Annotated in this window: 23 protein-coding genes; 13 read left to right on the top strand and 10 right to left on the bottom strand. The window is 66.8% G+C overall.

Translation table 11 applies throughout. From position 1 onward, the window contains the following. Positions 1–12: 12 nt before the first annotated feature. Positions 13–900: a proline iminopeptidase-family hydrolase gene (locus tag DT069_RS20780; RefSeq protein WP_119462237.1), complete on the bottom strand. Its 888-nt coding sequence runs from the start codon at positions 898–900 to the stop codon at positions 13–15. Positions 901–1010: 110 nt separating this feature from the next. On the opposite strand from DT069_RS20780, the gene DT069_RS24735 reads away from it, so the two are divergent. Continuing rightward, complete coding sequence (locus tag DT069_RS24735) at positions 1011–1157, top strand: hypothetical protein (protein ID WP_162913331.1); 147 nt, start codon at positions 1011–1013, stop codon at positions 1155–1157. 3 nt (positions 1158–1160) lie between these two features. Here DT069_RS24735 and DT069_RS20775 read toward each other — a convergent pair whose 3' ends face one another. Beyond that, positions 1161–1886 carry a type 1 glutamine amidotransferase gene (locus DT069_RS20775; protein WP_119462236.1) on the bottom strand — a complete coding sequence of 242 codons (726 nt, stop codon included), beginning with the start codon at positions 1884–1886 and terminating at the stop codon, positions 1161–1163. A gap of 247 nt (positions 1887–2133) precedes the next feature. Here DT069_RS20775 and DT069_RS20770 point away from each other — a divergent pair, with 247 nt between their 5' ends. The 7 genes from DT069_RS20770 (at position 2134) to DT069_RS20740 (ending at position 7330) form a co-directional block, all read left to right on the top strand. Further along, a complete protein-coding gene (locus DT069_RS20770) occupies positions 2134–2487 on the top strand; it encodes a DUF1428 domain-containing protein (RefSeq protein ID WP_119462235.1) in 354 nt (117 codons plus the stop codon). A gap of 127 nt (positions 2488–2614) precedes the next feature. Next, on the top strand, positions 2615–3850 hold the full coding sequence (locus DT069_RS20765; protein WP_162913330.1) for an MFS transporter: 1236 nt from the start codon (positions 2615–2617) through the stop codon (positions 3848–3850). A gap of 33 nt (positions 3851–3883) precedes the next feature. Then, on the top strand, positions 3884–4606 hold the full coding sequence (locus DT069_RS20760; protein ID WP_119462233.1) for an AzlC family ABC transporter permease: 723 nt from the start codon (positions 3884–3886) through the stop codon (positions 4604–4606). Continuing rightward, positions 4603–4902 carry an AzlD family protein gene (locus DT069_RS20755; RefSeq protein ID WP_119462232.1) on the top strand — a complete coding sequence of 100 codons (300 nt, stop codon included), beginning with the start codon at positions 4603–4605 and terminating at the stop codon, positions 4900–4902. The genes DT069_RS20760 and DT069_RS20755 overlap by 4 nt, the downstream gene beginning before the upstream one ends. Before the next feature lie 10 nt (positions 4903–4912). Next, positions 4913–5587 carry a glutathione S-transferase family protein gene (locus DT069_RS20750; RefSeq protein WP_119462231.1) on the top strand — a complete coding sequence of 225 codons (675 nt, stop codon included), beginning with the start codon at positions 4913–4915 and terminating at the stop codon, positions 5585–5587. A 120-nt stretch (positions 5588–5707) separates the two neighbouring features. After that, positions 5708–6694 carry a DUF3500 domain-containing protein gene (locus DT069_RS20745; protein WP_119462230.1) on the top strand — a complete coding sequence of 329 codons (987 nt, stop codon included), beginning with the start codon at positions 5708–5710 and terminating at the stop codon, positions 6692–6694. Between the two features lie 57 nt (positions 6695–6751). Continuing rightward, the gene (locus DT069_RS20740) at positions 6752–7330 is read left to right on the top strand and encodes an HdeD family acid-resistance protein (protein ID WP_119462229.1); all 579 of its coding nucleotides are present in this window, start codon (positions 6752–6754) and stop codon (positions 7328–7330) included. Between the two features lie 6 nt (positions 7331–7336). On the opposite strand, the gene DT069_RS20735 is transcribed toward DT069_RS20740, so the two are convergent. Next, a complete protein-coding gene (locus tag DT069_RS20735; RefSeq protein ID WP_119462228.1) occupies positions 7337–8344 on the bottom strand; it encodes an SDR family oxidoreductase in 1008 nt (335 codons plus the stop codon). Between the two features lie 131 nt (positions 8345–8475). Between DT069_RS20735 and DT069_RS20730 the strand changes: the two genes are divergently transcribed. Then, positions 8476–9960: an SPW repeat domain-containing protein gene (locus tag DT069_RS20730; RefSeq protein WP_119462227.1), complete on the top strand. Its 1485-nt coding sequence runs from the start codon at positions 8476–8478 to the stop codon at positions 9958–9960. A gap of 22 nt (positions 9961–9982) precedes the next feature. Here the strand turns inward: DT069_RS20730 and DT069_RS20725 are convergent, their stop codons facing one another. From DT069_RS20725 to DT069_RS20705, 5 genes are all read right to left on the bottom strand, one after another. After that, positions 9983–10876 (bottom strand): sterol desaturase family protein, encoded by an 894-nt coding sequence (locus tag DT069_RS20725; RefSeq protein ID WP_119462226.1) that lies wholly within the window; start codon positions 10874–10876, stop codon positions 9983–9985. Further along, the gene (locus DT069_RS20720; protein WP_425450437.1) at positions 10873–11355 is read right to left on the bottom strand and encodes a hypothetical protein; all 483 of its coding nucleotides are present in this window, start codon (positions 11353–11355) and stop codon (positions 10873–10875) included. The genes DT069_RS20725 and DT069_RS20720 overlap by 4 nt, the downstream gene beginning before the upstream one ends. 18 nt (positions 11356–11373) lie before the next feature. Next, complete coding sequence (locus DT069_RS20715) at positions 11374–11820, bottom strand: hypothetical protein (protein ID WP_425450436.1); 447 nt, start codon at positions 11818–11820, stop codon at positions 11374–11376. A 95-nt stretch (positions 11821–11915) separates the two neighbouring features. Continuing rightward, positions 11916–12551: a DUF1062 domain-containing protein gene (locus DT069_RS20710; protein ID WP_119462225.1), complete on the bottom strand. Its 636-nt coding sequence runs from the start codon at positions 12549–12551 to the stop codon at positions 11916–11918. 471 nt (positions 12552–13022) lie between these two features. Further along, positions 13023–13475 carry a VOC family protein gene (locus DT069_RS20705; RefSeq protein ID WP_119462224.1) on the bottom strand — a complete coding sequence of 151 codons (453 nt, stop codon included), beginning with the start codon at positions 13473–13475 and terminating at the stop codon, positions 13023–13025. A gap of 90 nt (positions 13476–13565) precedes the next feature. Here DT069_RS20705 and DT069_RS20700 point away from each other — a divergent pair, with 90 nt between their 5' ends. Next, entirely contained in the window at positions 13566–15254 is a 1689-nt protein-coding gene (locus tag DT069_RS20700) for a tetratricopeptide repeat protein (RefSeq protein ID WP_162913329.1), read from the top strand. 48 nt (positions 15255–15302) lie between these two features. Here DT069_RS20700 and DT069_RS20695 read toward each other — a convergent pair whose 3' ends face one another. Then, positions 15303–17087 (bottom strand): IlvD/Edd family dehydratase, encoded by a 1785-nt coding sequence (locus tag DT069_RS20695; RefSeq protein ID WP_119462222.1) that lies wholly within the window; start codon positions 17085–17087, stop codon positions 15303–15305. A 124-nt stretch (positions 17088–17211) separates the two neighbouring features. On the opposite strand from DT069_RS20695, the gene eda reads away from it, so the two are divergent. The 3 genes from eda (at position 17212) to DT069_RS20680 (ending at position 20929) form a co-directional block, all read left to right on the top strand. Continuing rightward, positions 17212–17865, top strand: a complete 654-nt coding sequence (eda, locus tag DT069_RS20690) for a bifunctional 4-hydroxy-2-oxoglutarate aldolase/2-dehydro-3-deoxy-phosphogluconate aldolase (protein ID WP_119462221.1) — start codon at positions 17212–17214, stop codon at positions 17863–17865. After that, on the top strand, positions 17865–18278 hold the full coding sequence (locus DT069_RS20685; protein ID WP_119462220.1) for a pyrimidine dimer DNA glycosylase/endonuclease V: 414 nt from the start codon (positions 17865–17867) through the stop codon (positions 18276–18278). Before eda ends, DT069_RS20685 begins: the two co-directional genes overlap by 1 nt. A gap of 224 nt (positions 18279–18502) precedes the next feature. Then, a complete protein-coding gene (locus tag DT069_RS20680; RefSeq protein WP_162913328.1) occupies positions 18503–20929 on the top strand; it encodes a PRC-barrel domain-containing protein in 2427 nt (808 codons plus the stop codon). Between the two features lie 70 nt (positions 20930–20999). Here DT069_RS20680 and copM read toward each other — a convergent pair whose 3' ends face one another. Continuing rightward, positions 21000–21866 (bottom strand): CopM family metallochaperone, encoded by an 867-nt coding sequence (gene copM / locus DT069_RS20675; protein WP_119462218.1) that lies wholly within the window; start codon positions 21864–21866, stop codon positions 21000–21002. Positions 21867–21878 lie beyond the last annotated feature (12 nt).

Below are 21878 nucleotides of genomic sequence, written 5' to 3'. Positions count from 1 at the left end.
ATCGCCGCCACTTTACCCGCGGTGTGCCGCGAGGAATTCAAGCAGGGTCGCGAAATAGGCCTCCGGCTCCTCATAGATCGGCATGTGGCCGCTGTTCTTGAACACCCGGATCCGGCTGTCCGGCAGCGCCCGATGCATGCGCATGGCGCAGGCCGGCGTCAGCTCGTCATGCTGACCGACCAGCACGAGGCAGGGCACGGTGATCCGGTGCATGTCGGGCACCCGGTTCCAATCCTTCAGATTGCCGACATAGAGGAACTCGTTCGGCCCCTGCATGATGTTGTAGGGTTCTCTGTTGGCTTCGCGGATCGACTGCGTCAGCGGCTCCGGCCAGTCGTCGAGCCGGCAGCCATGGCGGTGGTTCAGAATCGTGATCGCCGCCTTGTACTCCGGATGATCGAACCGGCCTTCCGCCTCATGGCGCTGCATCATCGCCACCGTCTCGGACCCGAGCGCCGCGCGCAGCCGATTGAGCTCGGAGATCAGATGCGGCATGTCCCCGCAGCTGTTGGATAAGGTCAGGGTCTTCAGCGCCGCCGGGTGGGTAAGCGCGTACTCTATGCCGAGCCAGCCGCCCCAGGAATGGCCGAACAGATGCACGGGGCCGAGGCCGAGCGCGCGGCGGACGGTCTCCACCTCGCCGACATAGCGCGTGATGGTCCACAGCGCCGGGTCCGACGGCCGATCCGAGGCGCCGGTGCCGAGCTGGTCGTAGGTGACGACGCGATAGCCGTGTTCCAGTAGCCGCAACATCGGCTCGCGCAGATAGGTACTGGGCAGGCCGGGCCCGCCATTGAGCAGGAACACGACCTCGTCGCCCTCACCGTAGCTGTAGGTGACGACCTCGTACCCGTCGACCCGAACCCGCCGCGACGCGTCCGGTTTGCGCGCTTGCGTCATGATTGCCTCGGTTGATTCTGACTTGATCCCCACGCGTACCGTAAGGAGTGCGTGGAGGAAGGAGTCGAGTCAAGACCGCCAGTAGCGGCAGAGGGAGGGCGACGACCATATTGGTCGACCACACCAAGCTCGGCCGCCTAGCGCTCGTCAAGGTCTGCGAGCTGCGCGAGCTCGGCCGGCTGGTCACCGACCGGACGCCTGCGGAGCCGCTGCGCGGCGCCCTCGACGCGGCTGGGGTCGAGGTGTTGGTCGCCTGATCTTTATCGTCCCGGCGGAACCGCGAGGTCGAGCCAGCGATCGGAGACGGCCTCGGCGAAGGCGCGGGCGTCTTCGGCATGGTCCTCGACCTCCTGCCGGACGCGATCGACCGCGGCCGGGGCCTCCTCGCCGAGATGCGCGGGCAGGCTGTGGCCGAAGCCGTTGATCCAGGCCTCGACGAGGCGGGGCGTCGCTTCGAAATGGCCCTGGAACCCATAGGTCGCGCGACCGATGCGGAAGGCCTGGTTGCGGCAGGCGCCGCCGGTCATCAGCGGCACGGCGCCATCCGGCATCTCGAAGGTATCTTCATGCCACTGCATGATCCGCTGCCGTCGCGGCAGACCGGCGAGCAGTGGGTCGTCCGCGCCCTGGTCGGTGATCTCGATCGGCGCGAATCCCAGCTCCAGCGCCGTGTGGCGGCGGACCGGCTTGTCGAAGCTGCGCGCCAGGAGCTGGGCACCGAGGCAGAGGCCGAGCAGCGGCCTGTCCTTGGCGTGAAAGTCGCGCAGCAGATCCAGCATCGGCGGAAACGCCGGATATCCCGCCTCGTCCATCGCGCTCATCGGCCCGCCCAGCACCACCGCGCCGATGAAGTCGTCGGCGTCGGCCGGCACCGGGTCGCCCTCATGCGGATAGATCACGACCGGGGCCGCGCCGCGCGCCACGATCCGCTCCTCGACGATGCCGGCGGGCGCGATGGGGTCGTTCTGGATGATCAGGATGTCCATTGGTGCTGGAACTCACGACGGCAGGATTGATGAGACGGGGGATAGTATGCAGTCGGGCTTGACCCTGCAATCCAAGCTCTGTGGACGAGCCGCCGGCAAATGACCGCCCGGGTGGGAGATCGGCTGCCTTTCGCCGAATGCGGGCATCGGCAGAAGAAACTCAGCCGCAGAGAGAACAGTGAGGCATGCTGTCGGATTGTCGTCCGCCTGATCGTCCTTTGACCGATCCCAACGAGAGGAGGCTTACATGTCCTATGTCGACGGTTTCGTGCTCGCGGTGCCGAAGCAGAATATCGAGGCCTACAAGGTGATAGCGCGCATGGCCGGTGAAGTCTGGAAAGAGCACGGGGCGCTCGCCTATGTCGAGTGTGTTGGCGACGATGTGCCCCGCGGCGAGCTCACCTCCTTCCCGCGCGCTGTGCAGGCAAAGGATGATGAGATCGTCATCTTCGCCTGGATCGTCTACGAATCCCGCGAGCAGCGTGACGCGATCAATGCAAAGGTGATGGCGGACCCCAGGCTAAAGGGCGACATGTCGGACATGCCGTTCGACGGCAAGCGCATGATCTATGGCGGGTTCGAGACGTTCCTGGAACTGTAGCGGGCCTGGGGCTTGCGATTCTCGCATCAACTGCATAACCCTTCCTGACGGTGAGGGATCGCATTCAGCCTCCCGAGCCTTCGTTTCGTTGATCGGCCCGTCCCGCAATCACCCATCGTCTCCGTCCATGGAAGTCTCCGCCGGCTTCGGCAGCATCGTCAGCGCGCTCCGCAATCCGAACTACGGCATCTACACGGCCGGCAGTGCGGTTTCGCTGATCGGCACCTGGACGCAGCGCGTCGCGGTCGGCTGGATGGCGTGGCAGCTCACCCAGTCCGGCGCCTGGCTCGGCGCCGTCGCCTTCGCCGACCTCTTTCCGACGGTGGTAATCGGGCCGTTCGCCGGGGCGGTGGCCGACCGGTGGGACCGCCTGCGGGTCATCAAGACGAGCCAGGCATTGGCGATGCTGCAGTCCCTGCTGCTGCTCGGGCTCACCTTGGCGGGGGAGATGACGATCGGCTGGCTGCTCGCGCTGACCGCCTTTCTGGGCATCGTTGCCGCCTTCAACCAGCCGGCACGCCTCGCTCTCATCCCCAGCCTCGTGCCGCCTGCCGACCTGACTGCGGCGGTGGCGATCAACTCCATCATCTTCAACGCCGCCCGCTTCATCGGCCCGGCCATCGCCGGCCTCCTCATCGTCGGCGGCGGGGTCGCGGCGGCCTTCGGCGCAAACACGATCAGCTTCGCGGCCTTCCTCTTCGCCCTGTCGCAAATTCGGCTCCAGCCCAATTCAGAGGCACCGGTGCCGGTCCGGTCGGGCTTCTTCGCCGAAATCCGTGACGGCATCCGCTATGCGGTCCGGCATCCGGGCATCGGTCCGCTGCTCCTGCTCATGATCGCGGTGAGCGTCGGCGCGCGGCCCTTCGTCGAGCTGCTGCCGGGATTCGCCGCCGCGGTCTTCGCCACGGGCGCACCTGGCCTCGCGCTCCTGACCTCGACCGTCGGCGCCGGTGCGATCCTCGGCGGCATATGGCTGGCCCAGCGCGGACGGAGTTCTGGCCTGACGGGGGTGGTCCTCGGCCATATGCTGGTCCTCGCCCTGGCGCTGCTTGTCTTCGTGGCGAGCGCTGACCTCCGGGTCGCGGTTCCGGCGCTGGCGATCGCCGGCTGGTGCATGGTCGCCGCGGGTGTCGGCACCCAGATTCTCCTGCAACTCGCCGTCGACCAGGCCATGCGCGGCCGCGTGCTCAGCCTCTACGGCCTGATCTTCCGCGGCGGACCCGCGGTCGGCGCGCTGGCGATGGGCGCGGTGTCGGAGAGCACGGGACTGCGTTGGCCGCTGGCGGCCGGAAGCGGCTTGGTGATCCTCGCTGTGGTCTGGGCCGCGCAGCAGCGCAAGCGACTCGCTGCGGAGTTGGAGTAACTATGTTGCATCTCTTCGAGAAAGCGGGGCGCCATGACGCAGGATGAGGCGGCGGCGGTCGGGCCGAACGAGACGGACCGCGCTCGCGACGGGCTGCGCGACATCCTGCCGATCCTGATCGCGGCCGCGCCGATCGGCCTGCTGTTCGGTGCGCTCTGCCGGGCCAAGGGCCTGTCGATTCTGGAGGCCGGTCTCATGTCGCTGCTTGTCTTCGCCGGCGGGGCGCAGTTCGCAGCCGTGGAGCTGTGGACCTATCCGGTGCCCGTGCTCACGCTCGTCTTCTCGACGCTGCTCATCAATGCGCGTCACGTGCTGATGGGTGCGTCGTTGATGCCGAAGATGCGGGGCTTCTCCCTGCTCCAGCGTCTCGGCGCCTTCTACTTCCTGACGGATGAAGCCTGGGCGCTCGCCGAGCGGCGCGCGATGCGGCGGCCGATCACGCCGGCCTACTGGTTCCCGCTGGCGACGATGCTGCCGATCTCCTGGATCGGCTCGACCTTTCTCGGCGCCTGGCTCGGCTCCTTCCTCGGCGATCCCCAGCGGCTCGGCGCCGACTTCGCCTTCACCGCGCTCTTCATCGGGCTGATCGCCGGGTTCTGGAATGGCCGCGTCACGGGCTTCACCATCGCGGCGAGCGGCGCCGCCTCCGCCCTGACCTACGGTCTTGCCGGGCCGCCCTGGCATGTGGCGGCGGGGGCCTTCGCCGGCATCGCGGCCGCCTATCTTGCCGCCAGACCAGGGGACGAGACCGCATGACCGTCGACCCGACGACCCTTGCCGCCATCCTTGCCATGGCGGTCGTCACCTACCTGACCCGCATCGCCGGCATCTTCGTCGCCGGCCGGCTCGCGCTTGAAGGCCGGGCCAAGGCGGCCTTCGAGGCCATTCCGCCCGCCGTGCTCGTCGCCGTCATCGCCCCGACCGCGCTCGCGACCGGCTGGCCCGAGACGCTCGCCGCCCTCGTCACCGCCGTCGCCGCGACGCGCCTGCCGCTGCTCGCGACAGTCGCCGTGGGGGTCGTGGCCGTCGTCGCCCTTCGTGGAATTTCCTAGCGTGCCGAGGATGCAGGATCGCCTAACCCTTTATGGCGCGACCTATAGCGTTTATGTCCGCATCGCGCGGTTGGCATTCGAGGAGAAGGGCGTTGGCTATGATCTGGAGCCGGTCGACATCTTCGCGGAGACGGGGGTGCCCGAGGATTATCAGCGCCTTCATCCGTTCGGAAAGATTCCGGCGCTTCGGCATGGCGAGTTCACGCTCTACGAGACCGACGCGATCGTCAGATATGTGGACGACGTCTTCGAGGGGCCGTCGCTGACGCCGGCAGGCGCGGAGGCGCGCGCCCGCATGACGCGGATCATGCGGGTGATGGACAACTACGCCTATCCCAGGCTGGTCTGGGGGCTCTATGTCAACGAGGCCGGCGAGCGGCCCGATCCCGACAAGCTGGCGGCATCGATCGATCCAGCCGCGCATTGCCTGAAGGTGCTGGAGGATCTCGCGTCAGCCCCCTTCATGCTCGGCGATCGCGTTACGCTGGCCGATCTTTATTGCGCGCCGATGATCGCCTGTCTCCGAATTGCGCCGACGGGACGCCGCCTGCTGGCCGGCCGTCCGCATCTGGGCACATGGTTCGAGCGCATGGCGAGCCGCGCCAGCATGAAGGGCACTCTCTTTCCCCAGGAAGTGGCGGGGTTTCCGTCATCGGCCCAGGCTCTCATCGATCCGGATTGCTGAGTCGTCCCTTTTGGTCATCTCGGCCCGCCAGGAGCGGAACGATCCCCGACGTTTGCACGTTCCTGACTCGCTACGGCCGGCGTTCGAACGGCGCGGCCGTGACGCAGCTTGGGAGGTGCCATGCTTGGGTCCGCGGGCGAGGTCATGACCCGGCGGGCGATCGAATTCGTCGAGGGTCTCTCGGCGGATCAGCGGCGCGCGGCCCTTCACGGCTTCGACGAGGACAGGCGGCGCGACTGGCACTATGTGCCGCGTCGCCGGCCGGGCCTGCCGCTGAAGGCGATGGACGAGGCACAGCGCGAGCGTGCCTGGGCGCTTGTCGGTACGGCGCTGAGCGAAACCGGCTATCGCAAAGCGCGGGGCGTCGTCGACCTCGAGGCCATCCTCGGCGAACTGACCGGCGAGGTCGACCGCCGCGATCGGCTCAATTACGCGGTCGCGCTCTTCGGCACGCCTGGATCGGCGGAACCCTGGTCCTGGCGGGTCGAGGGCCATCATCTGTCCCTCACCTTCACGATCGTGCCCGACGAGGGCGTCGCGGCGACCCCGACCTTCTTCGGCGCCAATCCCAACCAAGTTCCGGACGGGCATCGGCATGCCGGCCTGCGCATCCTCGCCGACGAGCAGGATCTGGCCTTCGCCCTGGTCCAAGGCCTCGAAGCGGTGCAGCGCGAGGCGGCGGTGATCGCAGACCGGTCGATGGGCGACATCCTCACCGGGCCGGGGCGGGAGCAGAGCCTGCGAACGCCGGCCGGGCTGCCGCTCGCCGACATGAGCGAGGCGCAGCGCGACGGCATGATGCATCTCCTCGGCGCCTACGTCGGCAATATGGAGCAGGCGGTCGCCGGCAGGCAGTGGACCCGCATCCGCGAGGCCGGAGTCGAGCGGCTGCATTTCGCCTGGGCCGGGTCGCTCGCGCCGGGGCGGCCGCATTACTACCGCATCCATGGCCCAACGCTCGTGATCGAGTACGACAACACTCAGAACGGCGCCAACCACGCGCATTCCGTCTGGCACGATCCGCAGGACGCGTTCGGCGACGACCTGCTGCGCCGCCACCATGAGGACGCGCATCGCGGTCCTCATCCTTCGGCAAGCTCAGGATGAGGACCGACAGTAATTTGCCGGCTCCTCGTGCCCGACAGGAGAAAGAAGGAGAAGCCCATGGACACCAGCATTTCACGCTATTGGTGGCTGGTCCTCTTGCAGGGCATTGCCGCCGTGATCTTCGGCATTCTCGCCTTCGTCTGGCCGGCCGTCACGCTCGGCGTCCTGATCCTCTTCTACGGCGTGCTCGCAATCGTCTATGGCGTTTCGGCCCTGATCAGCGCCTTCAGCGCCCGGCGCGTCTTCCGGCTCTGGTGGCTCGAGGCGATCGCCGGCATCGCTGCCCTGATCGCCGGCGTACTGGCCTTTTTCTGGCCCGGCATCACGGCGTTGGCGCTACTCTATCTCTTCGCCGCCTGGGCGCTGGTCATCGGCATCTTCGAGCTTGCTGCGGCCTTCCGGTCGGGATTCCCGTCCGAGCTGCGCTGGGCCTTCGGCCTTGCCGGCGCGGCATCCGTTCTCGTCGGGACTCTGCTAATCACGATGAGCCCGGCCGGCGGTCTGCTCGCGCTCGTCTGGCTCGTCGGTCTTTACGCGCTGTTCGACGGCGTGCTCTGGATATTCCGCGCCTTCCGCCTGCGGAGCCTGTATCACGAGGGCCTCGACCGCGAGCATGGCGGCGCCCTGCCGGCGTGAGTCGGCTCAGAGTTTCTGCCGGGCGCGGATTACGCCTGCCGCGAGCGCAACGGCGACAGCGGCCATCCCCACCGCCGCAAGGGGGTGCAGACTTGCCTGCGTGTACAAGCTGCTTTTGAGCGCGAAGGGATAGTTGCTGCGCTCTTCCAGATCGTCCTGAGGCGCATAGAGATTGTTGTGATCGCGCGGACCCGCCGGGTCCCGAGACTGCTGAAGATAGGGCATTATCCGGGTCATGACGCGGTCCGACATCCGCGGCGCCATGCTGGATGCCAGATTGATAAGCCGGCCGGCACCGCCGACGGTGATGTCGCGCCGGTCATGCTCGCAGGCATACAGGATGGCCCGCGCCACGACGCGGACGTCGTAGACGGGTGGCGGGTTCTTGGGCGCCTCGTCCAGATAGTTCTTCGCGTGATCCTTGTAGGGCGTATCGATGGCGCTCGGCTTGATCAACGTGACCGAGACGGGAAGCCCCGCGGCATCGATCTCCATCCGGAAACTCTCCGTGAAGCCGGCCACCGCATGCTTGGACGCTGAGTAGATGCCCTGTATGGGGATCGCGCGTTCGCCCAGCACGCTGCCCATATTGATCAGCTTGGCCGGTGTCCCACGGTCGCGGAAATGCGACAGCGCCGCCCGCGATCCGTAGACCTGGCCCCAGAAATTGGTGTCGAAAAGCCGCTGCATGTCTTCGATCGACACCTCGTCGAGGCGGCCATAGATCGAGACGGCGGCGTTGTTGATCCAGGTGTCGAACCCGCCGAACCGGCGGATCGCCTCGTCCTTGATCCGGTTCACATCCGCTTCGCGGCCGACATCCGCGATCACGGAAACGGCTTCGCCGCCCTTGTTTTGAATTTCCGCGACGACAGCCTGCAGAGCCTCTTCATTGCGGGCGGCAATGACCAGCCGCGCGCCGCAGTCCGATGCCATTCGCGCGGTGGCGAGTCCGATCCCGCTCGTCGCGCCGGTAATCACGATCACCTGCTCCCGCAGCGGCTTCAGCCTCATCACGCTCTCCCGGTTGCCATAGCCGAGATAACAGCGGCGCTGCCGGCTGGTTCCGGATCGTCAGCCGACCCGGAACCAGCCATAGGGCCTCGCGTTGTCAGAAAGAGCTCCAACCACGTCGAGGAATAGGGATGTTCCGTCATCGCCCGCAAACCGATCATGATCACGGCCAAGTGCACGAGCGCAGGAACGACGCCATGGCGCGGCATCATGCCGAGATGCATGCGATGCGCGTGCGGATGCTCTGGACGCATTTCGTGGTGATCGGCCTTGGCGCGTGGCTGCTGACCAGCCCGTTCCAGTTTGCCCTGCTCGACCCGGCATCGCCGAACACCCTGCGCGACGTGACGGGCGAGCGGAATCTGTGGGATCCGGCGCTGCGCAACGCCCTTACCGGTTGGAACGATCTCGCCAGCGGTCTGCTCCTGATGCTGTTCGGAGCGCTCTCCCTCTCGCCCCGGTTCAAATGGGCGCAGTGGGGCACGACGGTTGTTGGTCTGTGGTTGCTGTTCGCGCCTTTGCTGTTCTGGACCCCCAGCGCCGCGGCCTACGCCAATGACACGGCGGTGGGGGCTCTTGCCATCATCTTCTCGGTGCTCGTCCCGATGATGCCCGGCATGAGCCATGAGGGCATGATGGACGAGAACACCCTCCCGGCGGGTTGGACCTACAACCCTTCCACCTGGCTCCAGCGTCTGCCGATCATCACGCTCGGCTTCTTCGGCTTCCTGCTTGCCCGCTATCTCGCCGCCTACCAGTTCGGCCATATTGATGCGGTGTGGGACCCGGTCTTCCCGGGCCGGGAGGCCCTGAATGGCACCGAGGACATCATCACCTCGGACGTGTCCAAGGCGTTCCCGGTATCCGATGCGGCGTTCGGCGGCCTCGCCTACATGCTGGAGACGCTGATGGGGGCGATGGGTTCGGCCAAGCGCTGGCGCACCATGCCGTGGATGGTGACGTTCTTCTTCATCCTCGTGGTGCCGCTCGGCGCCGTCAGCATCGGCTTCATCGTCATTCAGCCGATCATGATCGGCACCTATTGCACGCTGTGCCTGATCCAGGCCTTCGCCATGCTGGTGATGATCCCGTTGGCCATCGACGAGGTGGTCGCCATGGGCCAGTTCATGGTCCGGTCGACGCGCGCGGGGCAGCCCTTCTGGAGAACATTCCTGCAAGGCGGCGCGGATCCGTCCGACCGTCCGGACGAGAATCCCGCATTCGGCGCGCCGCTCGCGACCCAGGCCGCGGCGGCGGTCTGGGGCGTCACCATGCCGTGGACGCTGGTCGCAAGCTGCGTGGTCGGCGCCTGGCTGATGTTCTCCCGCATGCTCTTCGGCACGAGCGGGCTGCTGGCCGACAGCGATCATCTCGTGGGCGCGATGATCATCACGGTCGCGGTCATCGCCATGGCCGAGGTCGTGCGGCCTTTGCGCTTCCTCAACGCGCTGTTCGGGATCTGGCTGATCGCGGCGCCGTGGCTTCTGGCCGACGGTTTCTCCGCGCCGGGCGCCTGGAACGACGTCATCGCGGGCGTCGTCGTCATCGCGCTCAGCCTCCCGCGCGGACGGCGCAGCGCGCAGCATTACGGTGGGTGGGACGCCTATGTGTTCTGAATTGCCGCGTCGTCGGGCGATGTTATTGCAGCAGCCTGTCCGGCGACACCCGCGGCCGGCTACGCTCCCGCCGTTCGGCATCGGATAGACGCCATGCGGGCCGCTCGGGCCCGAACGGTATCGCGAGGATCTTCGGCAGCGTGATCTCCTCCGGGTCGCGATAGCTCGGCACGCCGATCGTGATCGCCGTCTGGGGAACGTTGAGCCGCAGCGTTCCGTGCAGCCGGTCCCAGAGGGTGAGGCCGCTCGACCAGTTGGAATCGGTCTCCTCCTGGACGATTGAATGGTGGATGCCGTGCATGCGCGGGGTCACGATCAGCCGGACCAAGCGGCGCTCGACCGCGATCGGCAGCCGCAGGTTCGAATGGTGGAACAGGATCGAGACGAAGGTCGCGGTCTGCCACACCGAGAGCGCGCGGGGCGACGCGCCGATCAGCAGCACTTGAGCTGCCCGCCAGGGCACCGACAGCGCCATCTCGGCGAAGTGGAACCGCAGCGCCGTCGAGGCGCTCAGATCGAGGTCCAGATGATGGATCATGTGGAAGCGCCAGAGAAATGGCACCTGGTGGGTCAGGATGTGCCAGAGATAGAGCGTGTAATCCATCAGCGCGACGGCGAGCGGCACCTCGGCCCAGACCGGCAGGCGGACCTGCTGGAGCAGCCCCCGGCGATGCCGCAGGACGGCCTCGGCGAGCGGTTCGACCACGGGGCGCTCCAGAACCCGCAGCGTCGCCGCGCTGGCGGCGGCCACCGCCAGGTTGCGGGCGTCGCGCCGGAGTTTCGGTTCGATCCAGGGACGGCGCAACGGGCGGCGCTGCTCGAGCCAGACCAGCGCACCGAAGGCGCCCACGACCAGCGCCGCGCTGAGCCAGCCCGGTAACCGGGAGTCCGCCGCGCGATGTGACTTGCCCGTCACGCGCGAACCGCCGCGAGTGCGTTGCTTCCCACCTCGCGTCTGGAGAGATGTCTCCTGGAGCTGTGTCCCCGGGCCACTCCGTCGAAATCGCCGCGCAGCGCCTTCAATGCGAAGCGCTCCTCATTGATCTCTTGCGCCGTTCGGACACCCCACCTGCGGAAGAGCGGGACCGGTGGGCACCAGCCTTGCAGCGCGTGCTGCAGTAGGAAGGCGGTGACGGCGGCTGGCAGGACGAGGAAGCGGCGGTCGACGAAGGCGCCGAGCAGGACGCCGGTAAGCGCCAACGTCGCCGCGTTTGTCTCTAACGTGCGCTCGATGTCCCACTCACGGTCGAGCGCTTCCAGCCGGCGGTCGATCTCCTCGGGGTAGTATGCGTGGTGGGTAACGCTTTTCTCGATGTCCTGGCGGATGCGCTGGTTCACCGCTCTGGACGTGTGAGCCGATACGCGCTCTGCCGTTCCGGGTAGCGTCGATGCCATTCTCTCCTCCTCCACCCCTCAACTGCCGGCCGCTTGTTTGTCGATGACGCCATGGATTGGTCGTATCGGCCCCTTGAACCTACCTTTCAGTGCGTCGACGCCTGCCTGCGGACGGGCGAGTGGCGTCAGTTCTTGTCGCGCCTGTCGCCGCGCCCCTGTGCTGATGCCCATGCGTTCGTCGCGGCGTTCTGCGAGGCCTGGCTTGGCCTCGATCTGCTTGCAGAAGTGGTGCGCCTCGAACTGCTGTGCGGGATCCTCGTTCATCGGGTGAAAGCCGACGAGATAGATGTCCAGCCCGTCGGTCGGTGCATCCTCCTGCAGGGCGGTAGCGCTGGCTTCCAGGATATTCGTCCTAGTGGTTTCTTTTGTGCCGGGCACGGACATGGCGGGTTCCGTTCTGCCAGAGCCGGTGCAGGCGGAGAGCGCGAGCAGGAACCAGAGATTCGTCGGCTTCATGCGAATCATCGGAATAGGAACCTCGCGATTGTGTAGTCAACGGGCACAACAGGCGAGCCGGGCCGTTGGTTCACGCGGCCGCCTTCTCCCCGGGGCTGCAGCCGTCATGCTGCACCCTTGAGGATCGCGGAAACCAGATCGGGCGTCCGCTCCAGGGATCGCAGATCGATCGCGACCGTTTGCCCATCGCGCACCGGTTGCCGCATGGCGGCTCGGTTCCCCGGTGATACGACCAGCATTGCAGCGTCGTGGAGCCGTTGAACGGTGGAGCGCGAAAGCCCCAGCTCGCCTGCCAGCAGGCGGTCCAGGCGAATCCGGCACGGAAGCGACGAGGCGATCGAGATGACCACCTGTCCCGGCTCATGAACGCACCGATCCCGCAGGCGCTTCTCCACAGTCACTTCGGCGAATTCCTCGACCTGGTCCGAGTAGCGCCTTAAGCGGGGCAGGTCGAACGCATGGCGCCGGGCAAGGTCGCCGCAGTTTTCGGAGAGCGCCCGGAAAACGGACGGATCGATGTTCTTCAACAGGCCCCTTTCGAGAACCGGATAGTTCCAGGTCTGATCACAAGACGCGCATCGATAGATCAGCCAGGCGTCGAGGCGCTTCCTCTGGGCGTTGATGCGAAACCTGCCGCTGCAGACGAACGGTGTTCTCGCGTCGCAACGGCTGCAATTCTGCCAGATCCGGGGAGGCTTGAGGGGTGTCACCTGCCAGAGTACGCGGAGGATATCCTGCATGCCGACAACAGCCTTCCCATTGGGAAGTGCTGCATAGCGGCATGCTGGAGAGACGCCCGGGCTGTTCCGGGCAAGCGGTCAGGCGACGTGGGAGATCCCGTGGGAGACCCAAATTCGAGTCACGGCGGAGCCTGCGGACCGGACGGATATCGAACTCAAATTTTAGCGGCGGTGGAGGAACCCCGGAACCCTTGCCTTCCCGATCTCAGCCCACCGCTACGAGCACGAAGCCACAGCCGAACCAAGGCCCGAAAGACCTGGTCCAACCGAATAACGGAGTTCAACTGAGATCGGTCAGCGCGTTGGCAAGGCGATCCTCGTGAGCAGCGGGAAGCTCTGTGAGCAGCGGGAAGCTCTACACGGCCACAAGATAGGCGATGACAGACGACCGGTCAAATCTCTGGAGCGCGAATACTGCGCGAATTCTTGTGCCTTCAGTTGAGCCGCAAACCCTGCGAGCGATCTCTTCCGTCAGTTCGGCGCCATGCCCTTGTCCGTGAGCTCCTTGATCGCGTTCTCGGTCTTCGACAGATGCGTCAGCCCCATACCGCGCAGCACGTGCGGCGCCTTGGTGAACTGGATGTTGCCATATCCGACGATCTCGATGCGGTTGCCCCATGGGTCGAGGAAGTCAAGAAACGGACCGGGCAATGGCTGGACACCGGCGTCGGCCAGGGCTTTGCGGACAGCATCCTTGTCGTCGACGACAAGTCCGAAATGACGGCCGTCATCGGCGGGCTGGGTCCGGCCCTTCTGGAGCGCGAGGAACTGGTCGCCCAGATCGATGAAGGCGGAATCGTCGCTCCTACTGCGAAGCTCGAAGTCGAACAGGCGGCCGTAGAAAGCCAGGGCCTCTTCGATATCGCCGACCTCGAGAGCGATATGATTGAATCCGACGGCGCGCGCTTTCTTTGCTTTCGACATGGGCCCCTCCAATAACCTGCCCGCATAACCTCGTTGGAACCGCTTCGGTTCCTCTTGGTTATCGAAAGTATGCGTGGAGTCGACATCAGAGTGCGGCGACTGAGAGCACTACTTCTGCTGATCGGACTCGCCGTCGCGATGTCCGCCTCTCACGCCCGCGCACAGGGGGCGGGGCTCGGAACGGTGGATTTCCCGACCTCCGCGCGCTCCGAGGAGGCCCAAGCCCATTTCCTGCGCGGGGTCGCCGCGCTCCATTCCTTCTGGTACCCGGTCGCCCTCGAAGAGTTTCGCGCGGCCACCGCGATCGAGCCGGATTTCATGATGGGCTATTGGGGCGAGGCGCTGGCCCACAATCACCCGATCTGGGGCGATCCGCAGGAAACGGAAGCCGCACGGAAAGTCCTGGCCAAGATCCGTATCACGCCGAAGCTGACGCCGCGGGAGCAGGCCTATCTCCAGGCAGTCAAAATCCTGTACGGCCCGGGCGAAAAGCCCGCCCGCGATTGGGCCTACGCCGAAGCCATGGCGGAGATCCACCGGGACTACCCGGAGGACCTGGAGGCGGCCGCCTTCTATTCTCTCGCCCTGCTCGGGACGGCCTATCCGAACCGGTCGCCCGACGCCGCCACGCCGGACGATCCCGCCGCCCTGCGGACCCGGATGCGGGCCGCCGCCGTCGCCCAGGAGGTCTACCGCAAGGAGCCCAACCATCCGGGCGCGGCACATTACATCCTTCATGCGTTCGACGATCCGAACCATGCCGTCCTGGCCCTGCCGGCCGCACGGCGCTATGCCGAGATCGCGCCGGCGGCGCCCCATGCCCTGCACATGCCGTCGCACATTTTCCTGCAGCTCGGGATGTGGCCGGAGGCCGCCGCCTCGAACGAGGCGTCGTGGAAGGCCTCGGTCGAGCTGGGCGAACCCAACTATCATGGCCTGCATTGGCTGCTTTACGCCTATCTGCAGCAGGGCCGCTATAACGTGGCGGAACCGCTGCTCGCGACGATGCGCGAGAGCCTCGCCGGGCTTCCCGAGGGCGACGTCCGCATGCGGGCCTATGGCGCCTATACCCTCGCGACGATGGCCGCGACTTTCGTCGTGGAGACGGAGCGGTGGGAGGCCGCGGATGCGCTTATTGGCGCCCCGCCGCAGCAGCCGGCGCGGGCCGAGGCGAAGCCGGGCGCCGGTCCGTATCAGGCCTTCGCCGCTCTGGCCCGGACTCCGGCCGTCTTCGCCCGTGGCTTGGCGGCGGCCAAGACCGGCTCGGCAGGTACCGGCTCGGCCGACGCGCAGCGAAGCATCGATGCGCTGGAAGCCACCCGCGAGCAGATCGCCGGCGTCGCCGTTCCGTTCGTCGCGAGGCTGGATCCGGTGCTGAAGATTCAGGCGATGGAGATCGCCGCCGCGGTCGACGCCGGGAAGGGCGACTTCGATCAGGCGATCCGGACCATGAAGGAAGCGATCGCCCTGACGGACGCGATGCCGCCCCCGACGGGGCCGCCGCTCGTGATCAAGCCGCCGCACGAGCTGCTCGGCGAGATTCTCCTGGCCGCCGGCCGGCCCGAGGACGCCGCGCGGCAGTTCACGGCGGCGCTGTTCCGGCATCCGGATCGCGCGCGCTCGCTGCTCGGCGCCGCGCGCGCCGCCGCCCGGAGCGGCGACAGCGAGAATGCTATGGCCTTCTATTCCGAATTCCTGCGCCAGTGGAAGCGGGCCGATCCGGGGCTGCCGGAACTCAGCGAGGCGCGGAAGTCGCCGGATCAGGCCGGCGCGCAGTGAAGGCCATCGGACGGTCGCAAGCGCGACATTGGCCGTGTCGTTAAGGTCTCAATGCGAGTGACGCGGGTTCCCGCGCTGTTCGATGACATCGAGATAGAGCGTGGCCGGCTCGAAGCAGGCCCCGGTGGCGAGCTGGCCGGTGAAGCGCCGGGACAGCTCCTGCCAAGGCGTCTGGTTCTCCAGCATGGCAGGCCGAAGGGCGGCGCGGCGCGCTTCCAGTTCTTCCGGCGGCAGCAGGACGTCGACCCGGCGGCTGTTGAGGTCGATGCGGATGCGGTCGCCGGTGCGCAGGAGCGCCAGGCCGCCGCCGATGGCGGCCTCGGGCGAGGCGTTGAGGATCGACGGGCTGGCCGAGGTGCCGCTCTGGCGGCCGTCGCCGATGCAGGGCAGCGTCGTGACGCCGCGCCGCACCAGGGCCGCCGGCGGCAGCATGTTCACCACTTCGCCAGAACCCGGATAGCCGATCGGCCCGCAATTGCGCATCACCAGGATGCAATGTTCGTCGATATCGAGCGCCGGGTTCTCGATGCGGCGGTGATAGTCCTCCGGCCCGTCGAAGACGATGGCGCGCCCCTCGAAGGCGTTCTCGTCGCCCGGGGTCGACAGATAGCGCTCGCGGAAGCGCTCGCTGATGACGGAGGTTTTCATCACCGCTTCGTCGAACAGGTTGCCGCCCAGGACCAGGAAGCCGGCCTCCGTCTTCAGCGGCTGGTCATAGGGGAGGATCACGTCACTGTCGGTCGTCGCGCGATCGATCGCGATCTCGGCTACCGTCCGGCCGGTCACCGTCGTCGCGGCGCCCCGCAGCCGGCCGGCCTGCAGCAGCGCGTTCATCACCGCCGGCACGCCCCCGGCGCGGAAGAAGTCCTCGCCGAGATAGGCGCCTGCCGGTTGGCAGTTGACCAGCAGCGGCACCGCGTGGCCGATCTCCTGCCAGTCGGCCAGCGACAGCGGTACCCCGATATGGCGTGCGATCGCGATCAGATGCGGGGGGCAGTTGCTCGACGCGCCGATCGCCGAGGCGACCATGATCGCATTCTCGAACGCGGCCCGCGTCAGGATGCGCTTCGGCGTCAGGTCCTCCCGCACCATGCCGACGATGCGCTGCCCGGTGGCATAGGCCATCTGCGCCCGCTCGCGATAAGGCGCCGGAATGGCGGCGCAGCCCGGCAGCGACATGCCGAGCGCCTCGGCCAGCGCGTTCATCGAAAGGGCCGTCCCCATCGTGTTGCAGTGGCCGATGCTGGGGGCCGAGGCCGCCGCCATCTCCATGAATCCCTCGGTGTCGATCGCGCCGGCGGTCAGCAATTCGCGCGCCCGCCAGATAGTGAAGCCGGCGCCGGCGCGCCGCCCCTCGAAATAGCCGTTCAGCATCGGCCCGCCGGACAGCACGATGGCCGGCAGATTGACCGTCGCGGCGGCCATCAGGGCGGCCGGCGTCGTCTTGTCGCAGCCCGTCGTCAGCACCACCCCGTCGATCGGATAGCCGTGCAGGATCTCGACCAGCCCTAGATAAGCGAGGTTGCGGTCGAGCCCCGTGGTCGGCCGCCGGCCGGTCTCCTGCAGTGGGTGCATCGGGAATTCGAGGGCAATGCCGCCGGCGTCGCGCACCCCGTCCTTCACCCGCTTGGCAAGCTCCAGATGATGCCGGTTGCAGGGCACCAAGTCGCTGCCCGACTGGGCGATGCCGATGATCGGCCGGCCGGACTGCAGCTCCTGCCGCGTCAGCCCATAATTGAGATAACGCTCGAGATAGAGCCCGGTCATGTCCGGTGCCGCCGAATCGGCGAACCAGAGCCGGCTGCGCAGCGGTTTCTTCGGTCTGTCGATCATCTCCGCTTCCTGGCTGCTGCCTTTTCCTAAACGGGATTTCCCTGTTCGGGTTTCCCGATGGATCGTAACGCCCGGTTGCGCCGTTATCGATTCGTGTCTCGTCGATGATCGAGAGGATGGAGCGATGACCTCGACAGCAGCGACGGATGGACCGGACCTGGGCTCTCTCCTGGCGTCGGTCGGGATTGTACCGGTTCTGACGATCGAACGGCGCGAGGATGCGGTTCCGCTCGCGCGGGCCTTGGTCGAGGGTGGCTTCCCGGTCCTCGAAGTGACTCTGCGAACGGATGCGGGGCTCGATGCCGCCGCCGCGATCGCCGCCGAGGTTCCGAGCGCCGTGGTCGGTCTCGGCACCGTGCTCACCCCCGCGGATCTCGACCGGGCACGGGCCGTCGGCGCGCTCTTCGCGGTCAGTCCCGGCGCGACGCCGGCGCTGCTGTCGGCCGCGGCCGACAGCGGCTTACCGTTCCTGCCCGGCGTCGCAACCCCATCCGAGATGATGCAGGCGCGCGCGGCGGGATTCACGCTGCTCAAATACTTTCCGGCCGAGCCATCGGGCGGTGTTGCCGCCTTGCGCGCGTTGCGCGGGCCCTTTCCGGATCTGCGCTTCTGCCCGACCGGCGGAATCGACGAGCACAGTCTGCGTGACTATCTCGCTCTGCCCAACGTCGTCGCGGTCGGCGGCTCGTGGCTGGCGCCGGCCGCGGATATCGCTGCAGGCGCCTGGTCGCGCATTACCGAGCGCGCGCGCCGGGCGGTGCAGCGCACCGGTGCCTGATGCAGACTTTCCTGCCCTATCCGGATCTGGCTGCCGCGCTTGCCTGTCTCGACGATCGCCGGCTCGGCAAGCAGCGGGTCGAGACGATGCAGATCCTGAAGGCGCTCGAAGCCATTCGGGAGGAGCGGCCCTACGGATGGAAGCGGCACCCCGCCGTACGGATGTGGCAGGGCCATGACGACCTGCTCCGCCTCTATCTCAACCGGTCGCTGGACGAATGGGAGCGGCGCGGCTTCCGTAACAGCATTCCGCGCGCGCCGCTTGCGGTGGCTGACCCGGCAAGGCCGCCTTGGTGGGGTGACGAGCGGTTGCATCGCTCGCATCGCTCGAACCTGTTGCGCAAGGCACCGGAGCATTACAGTCGCTTCGGCTGGGTGGAGCCGGCCGACCTTCCCTACTACTGGCCTGTTTAACGACCCTGTCCTTCCGATTGTCCGGCAGTCTCGGAACCATGCCGGACGACTTCTGTTGAAAAACTGTGACCTTCCCATCCGTCATCCGTCGGCCGGAAAACCGTGAGGAACAAACGGGGAGACGGATGGGCCATGCGGCCATCTGTCTGGCTTTAGGCGGGGCAGCGCCCGATCCCGCGCCGCGGCCGGCAGTCTGGCCGAAGATCCAAAAAATGGAGGATGGAATGAGACGAATCACGGCTTTCTCGTTCGCGTCGATGCTTTTGACCGGCGTCGCCGCGACCGCGCCGCCGAGCGCCAGTGCTCAGCAATATCACCCATATGGCCAGAACCAGCAGCAATTCGGGCAATATCACCCCTATGATCAGCCCTATGGCCCGGGCGATCGCGCGCAACAGCCCGGTCAGTTCGGCCAAGGCGGCCAGACGGGCATGGGCCAGATGGATATGAGCCAGATGGGCATGCCACCTGACATGGGGATGCGGATGGATATGCCGCCCGGGATGGGCATGGGGCCGGGCATGTCACCCCAAATGGGCATGCCCTACGAGCAGGGCGATCGGTTCCGCCAATATAGTCAAGACCAGCAACGTGATCGGCAGTTCGGACCCGAAGCGTTCGGTCAGGCCGGCCGTTATCAGCAATATGGGAGCCGCGACCAATATGGCTTCCCGCCGTTCGACCCGAACGATCGCGCCCTCCGCTATGGCAGCCGCGAGCAGTACGGCTTTCCGCCTTACCGTGAGGGAAGCCAGGAGGGTGCCCGGCAATATGGGCAGCCTCGGTACGGCCAGGGCCAAGACAGGTTCGCCCGGGATTACCGGGGTCCCCAGGGCTTCGATCAATACGCGTTGGGCCAGCAGCGCTCCATCCAGGATCGGGAACGCGCCTTCCAGGAGCGGTTCGGTCCGGATTCCGCCTATCACCAGTTCGGACAGCTTGAGCCTATGCCCCAGCCGTCGATGTCGAATCGGGACCAGGGGCTGGACACCGCCGCTCCCGGCCGAATCCTGTTGACCTCGGCCAGCGAGCTCGTCGGCCGTACCGTGCGCGACCTCGACGGCGAGCGTGCCGGCGAAGTCGAATATTTGATGATCGACGCGCTCGCCGGCGATGTCAGCTATGTGATTCTCGGCGCCGGCCGCGGTCTCGATATCGGCGCGGACTATGTCGCGGTTCCGTGGTCGGCGGTGGTCGTCCGTCCCGAGGACGAGCGAAGGCTTGCCCTCGACGTCAGTCGGGACCGGCTGATGCAGGCACCGCGCCTCAGCGAGAACGAGCTCGCCGAGCTGACGAATCCCGCCCTGCTTGCCCACGTCACCAACTTCTATGCGGTGCCCGAGGGGCAGAGCGGACAGGAGGCGGCCGGTCAGGCCCAGAGCGGTCAGACTCAGAGCGACCGGACTCAAGGGAGCCAGACCCAAGGCGCGCAGGGTCAGCAGCAGGCCCAGAGTGAACAGGGTCAACAGCAGGCCCAGAGTGAACAGGGTCAACAGCAGGGCGAACAGCAGATCCGCCGGCTCCAGCAGTCCTTGCAGAAGGCCGAGCAGTCGCTGCAGCGGGACGATACGCAGGGCGCCAAGCAGGCGCTCGATCAGGCCACTCAAGCGGCGCAGCAGGCGATTCAGCAGGCCATGGAGCAGCCTTCCGACCGTCAGCAGCGGCGACTGCAGCGCGTATTCGATTCATTGCAGCAGGCTCATCTGGCGATCCAGCAGGATAATCCGGATCAAGCCCGGCAGGCCTTGGCCCAGGCCCAGCAACCGCTGCAACAAGGGGCGGCACAGCAGCAAGGGCAGGGCCAGACGACCCGGCAGCAGGCGCAATCGCAGCAGGGCTGGACGCAGCAGGCGGTGCCCAGCGGCGGACCTGGCCAGCCGGCGATCCTCGTCGGGCGGCGAGTCGCCACGATGCTGCATCCGCCGGTCCTGGTATCGCCAACGGCGTTGCGCGGCACGCAGGTCGTCGCGCCGAATGGTCGGCCGATCGGCGCCATCGACCAGGTGATGATCGATGTCGAGCGTGGCCACGTCGCCTTCGTCCTGCTGGCGAGCGGCGGCTTCCTCGGCATGGATCAGAACTGGATCCCCGTTCCCTTCCAGTCGCTGGAGTGGCTGGCGGAAGCCCAGACCTACGTGCTCGCCGCCGACCCGCAGCAACTAATGGCCATGCCGGCGCTGCCTCCGGAACGGCTTCCCGTCATGGTCAGCGGTCACGATCTGGCGATGCTGCACGCGCAGTTCGGCGTCATGCCCTACTGGCAGCCGCCGACGGCCGTGGCCCAGTTCGAACAGGGCGGCACCACCCAGGAAGCTCGGATCAGCCCCGACGAGGTCCGGGAGATGCTGCGCCGTCAGGGTTTCACGGAAATTTCCGATCTGTCCCGCGACGGCGGCAGCTACGAGGTGACGGCGCAGCGCAGCGATCAAACCTACGACCTGGAGATTGATGCCGAGACGGGCATCATCGAGAGCAGCAGGCTGACGCCGGCCGGCATCCGTACCATGCTCCAGCGGCAGGGCTATTCGGAGATCAGCGACCTATCCCGTGAGGGCAACACCTATATCGCGACCGCCCAATCCGGCGATCGGCAGGTCGAGCTTCAGATCGACGCCCGCACCGGCACGGTGCAGACGGAGTCGGGGAGCTGACGCCGTCGGCTGACCATTCTTACGATCGGGATTGAACGAGGAGGGAGGTCACATCCGTGGCCTCCCTGCCTCACTGGGACCCGTGCTGGCCGTGATGGCCTTTACTGTCCCCATCCTCGGCGCCATAGCCGCGCAGACGGGCATAGGCAGCAACCTGCTCGGGAGTCAGGAGCCGTCGCATCGCCAGGTGGGTGTTCAGATGCACGAAGCGGAGTTCGCCCCCAAGTCGGGCGAGCTCGGCGACCTGCCGACGCAGTTCCTCGGACTCGGCCGCGCCGGAGGCGAAAAGCCGGTCGAGTGCCTCCTCGCGCCGCAGGATCTCCGCGCCCAACTGGGCAGCTTCATCGGACATCTTCGTGCGGATCGTCGCCGTCTCCGCGATCTGCTCGGGCTTCAGGGAGAGATCGTCGGCCAGATCGAGGACATGCGTGGGGCCGGGATAGCCGTTGAGTTCGGCGGCCAGCGCCAAACCCATGCCGCGCCCGGCACGCAGATCGTCGATCTGCCGCGCCGACAGCGCCTTGATCCGGCGCTGCTCCAGGCCGGCATAGGGAGCCTGCGCCTCCCCGGCCGCCGGATAGCTGGCGAGCCAGGCTTCCAGCACGGCGATTTCTTCCGATTGCGCGTCGATGATGTCGCGCGCCAGCGCCTTGATCTGCGGATCCTGCCCGTGCTCGAGCACGATCTTCGCCATGTCGATAGCGCCTTGATGGTGCGGAATCATAGCCGTGACGAAGTCACGATCGGCGTCGCCGGACAAGGGCGCCGCCATGCCGGCATGCATGTTTACGCTCGCGGCCTCGAAGGCTTCGACGACTGCCTTCGCGGCAGCGGCCTCGTCGGCCCGCGACGATCCTGCTGCAACGGCGGCGGTCAGGAGAAAAATAGCGATGGCGCCGGTGATGGTGGTGGCCGGGCGATTGTCGCGACGGGGCATATCCTCTCCTTT

Source organism: Virgifigura deserti, from assembly GCA_003576685.1.
Taxonomy (GTDB): domain Bacteria; phylum Pseudomonadota; class Alphaproteobacteria; order Dongiales; family Dongiaceae; genus Virgifigura; species Virgifigura deserti.
The sequence above is the reverse complement of the archived record's forward strand: the minus strand, read 5'-3'. Positions and strand labels throughout refer to the sequence as shown.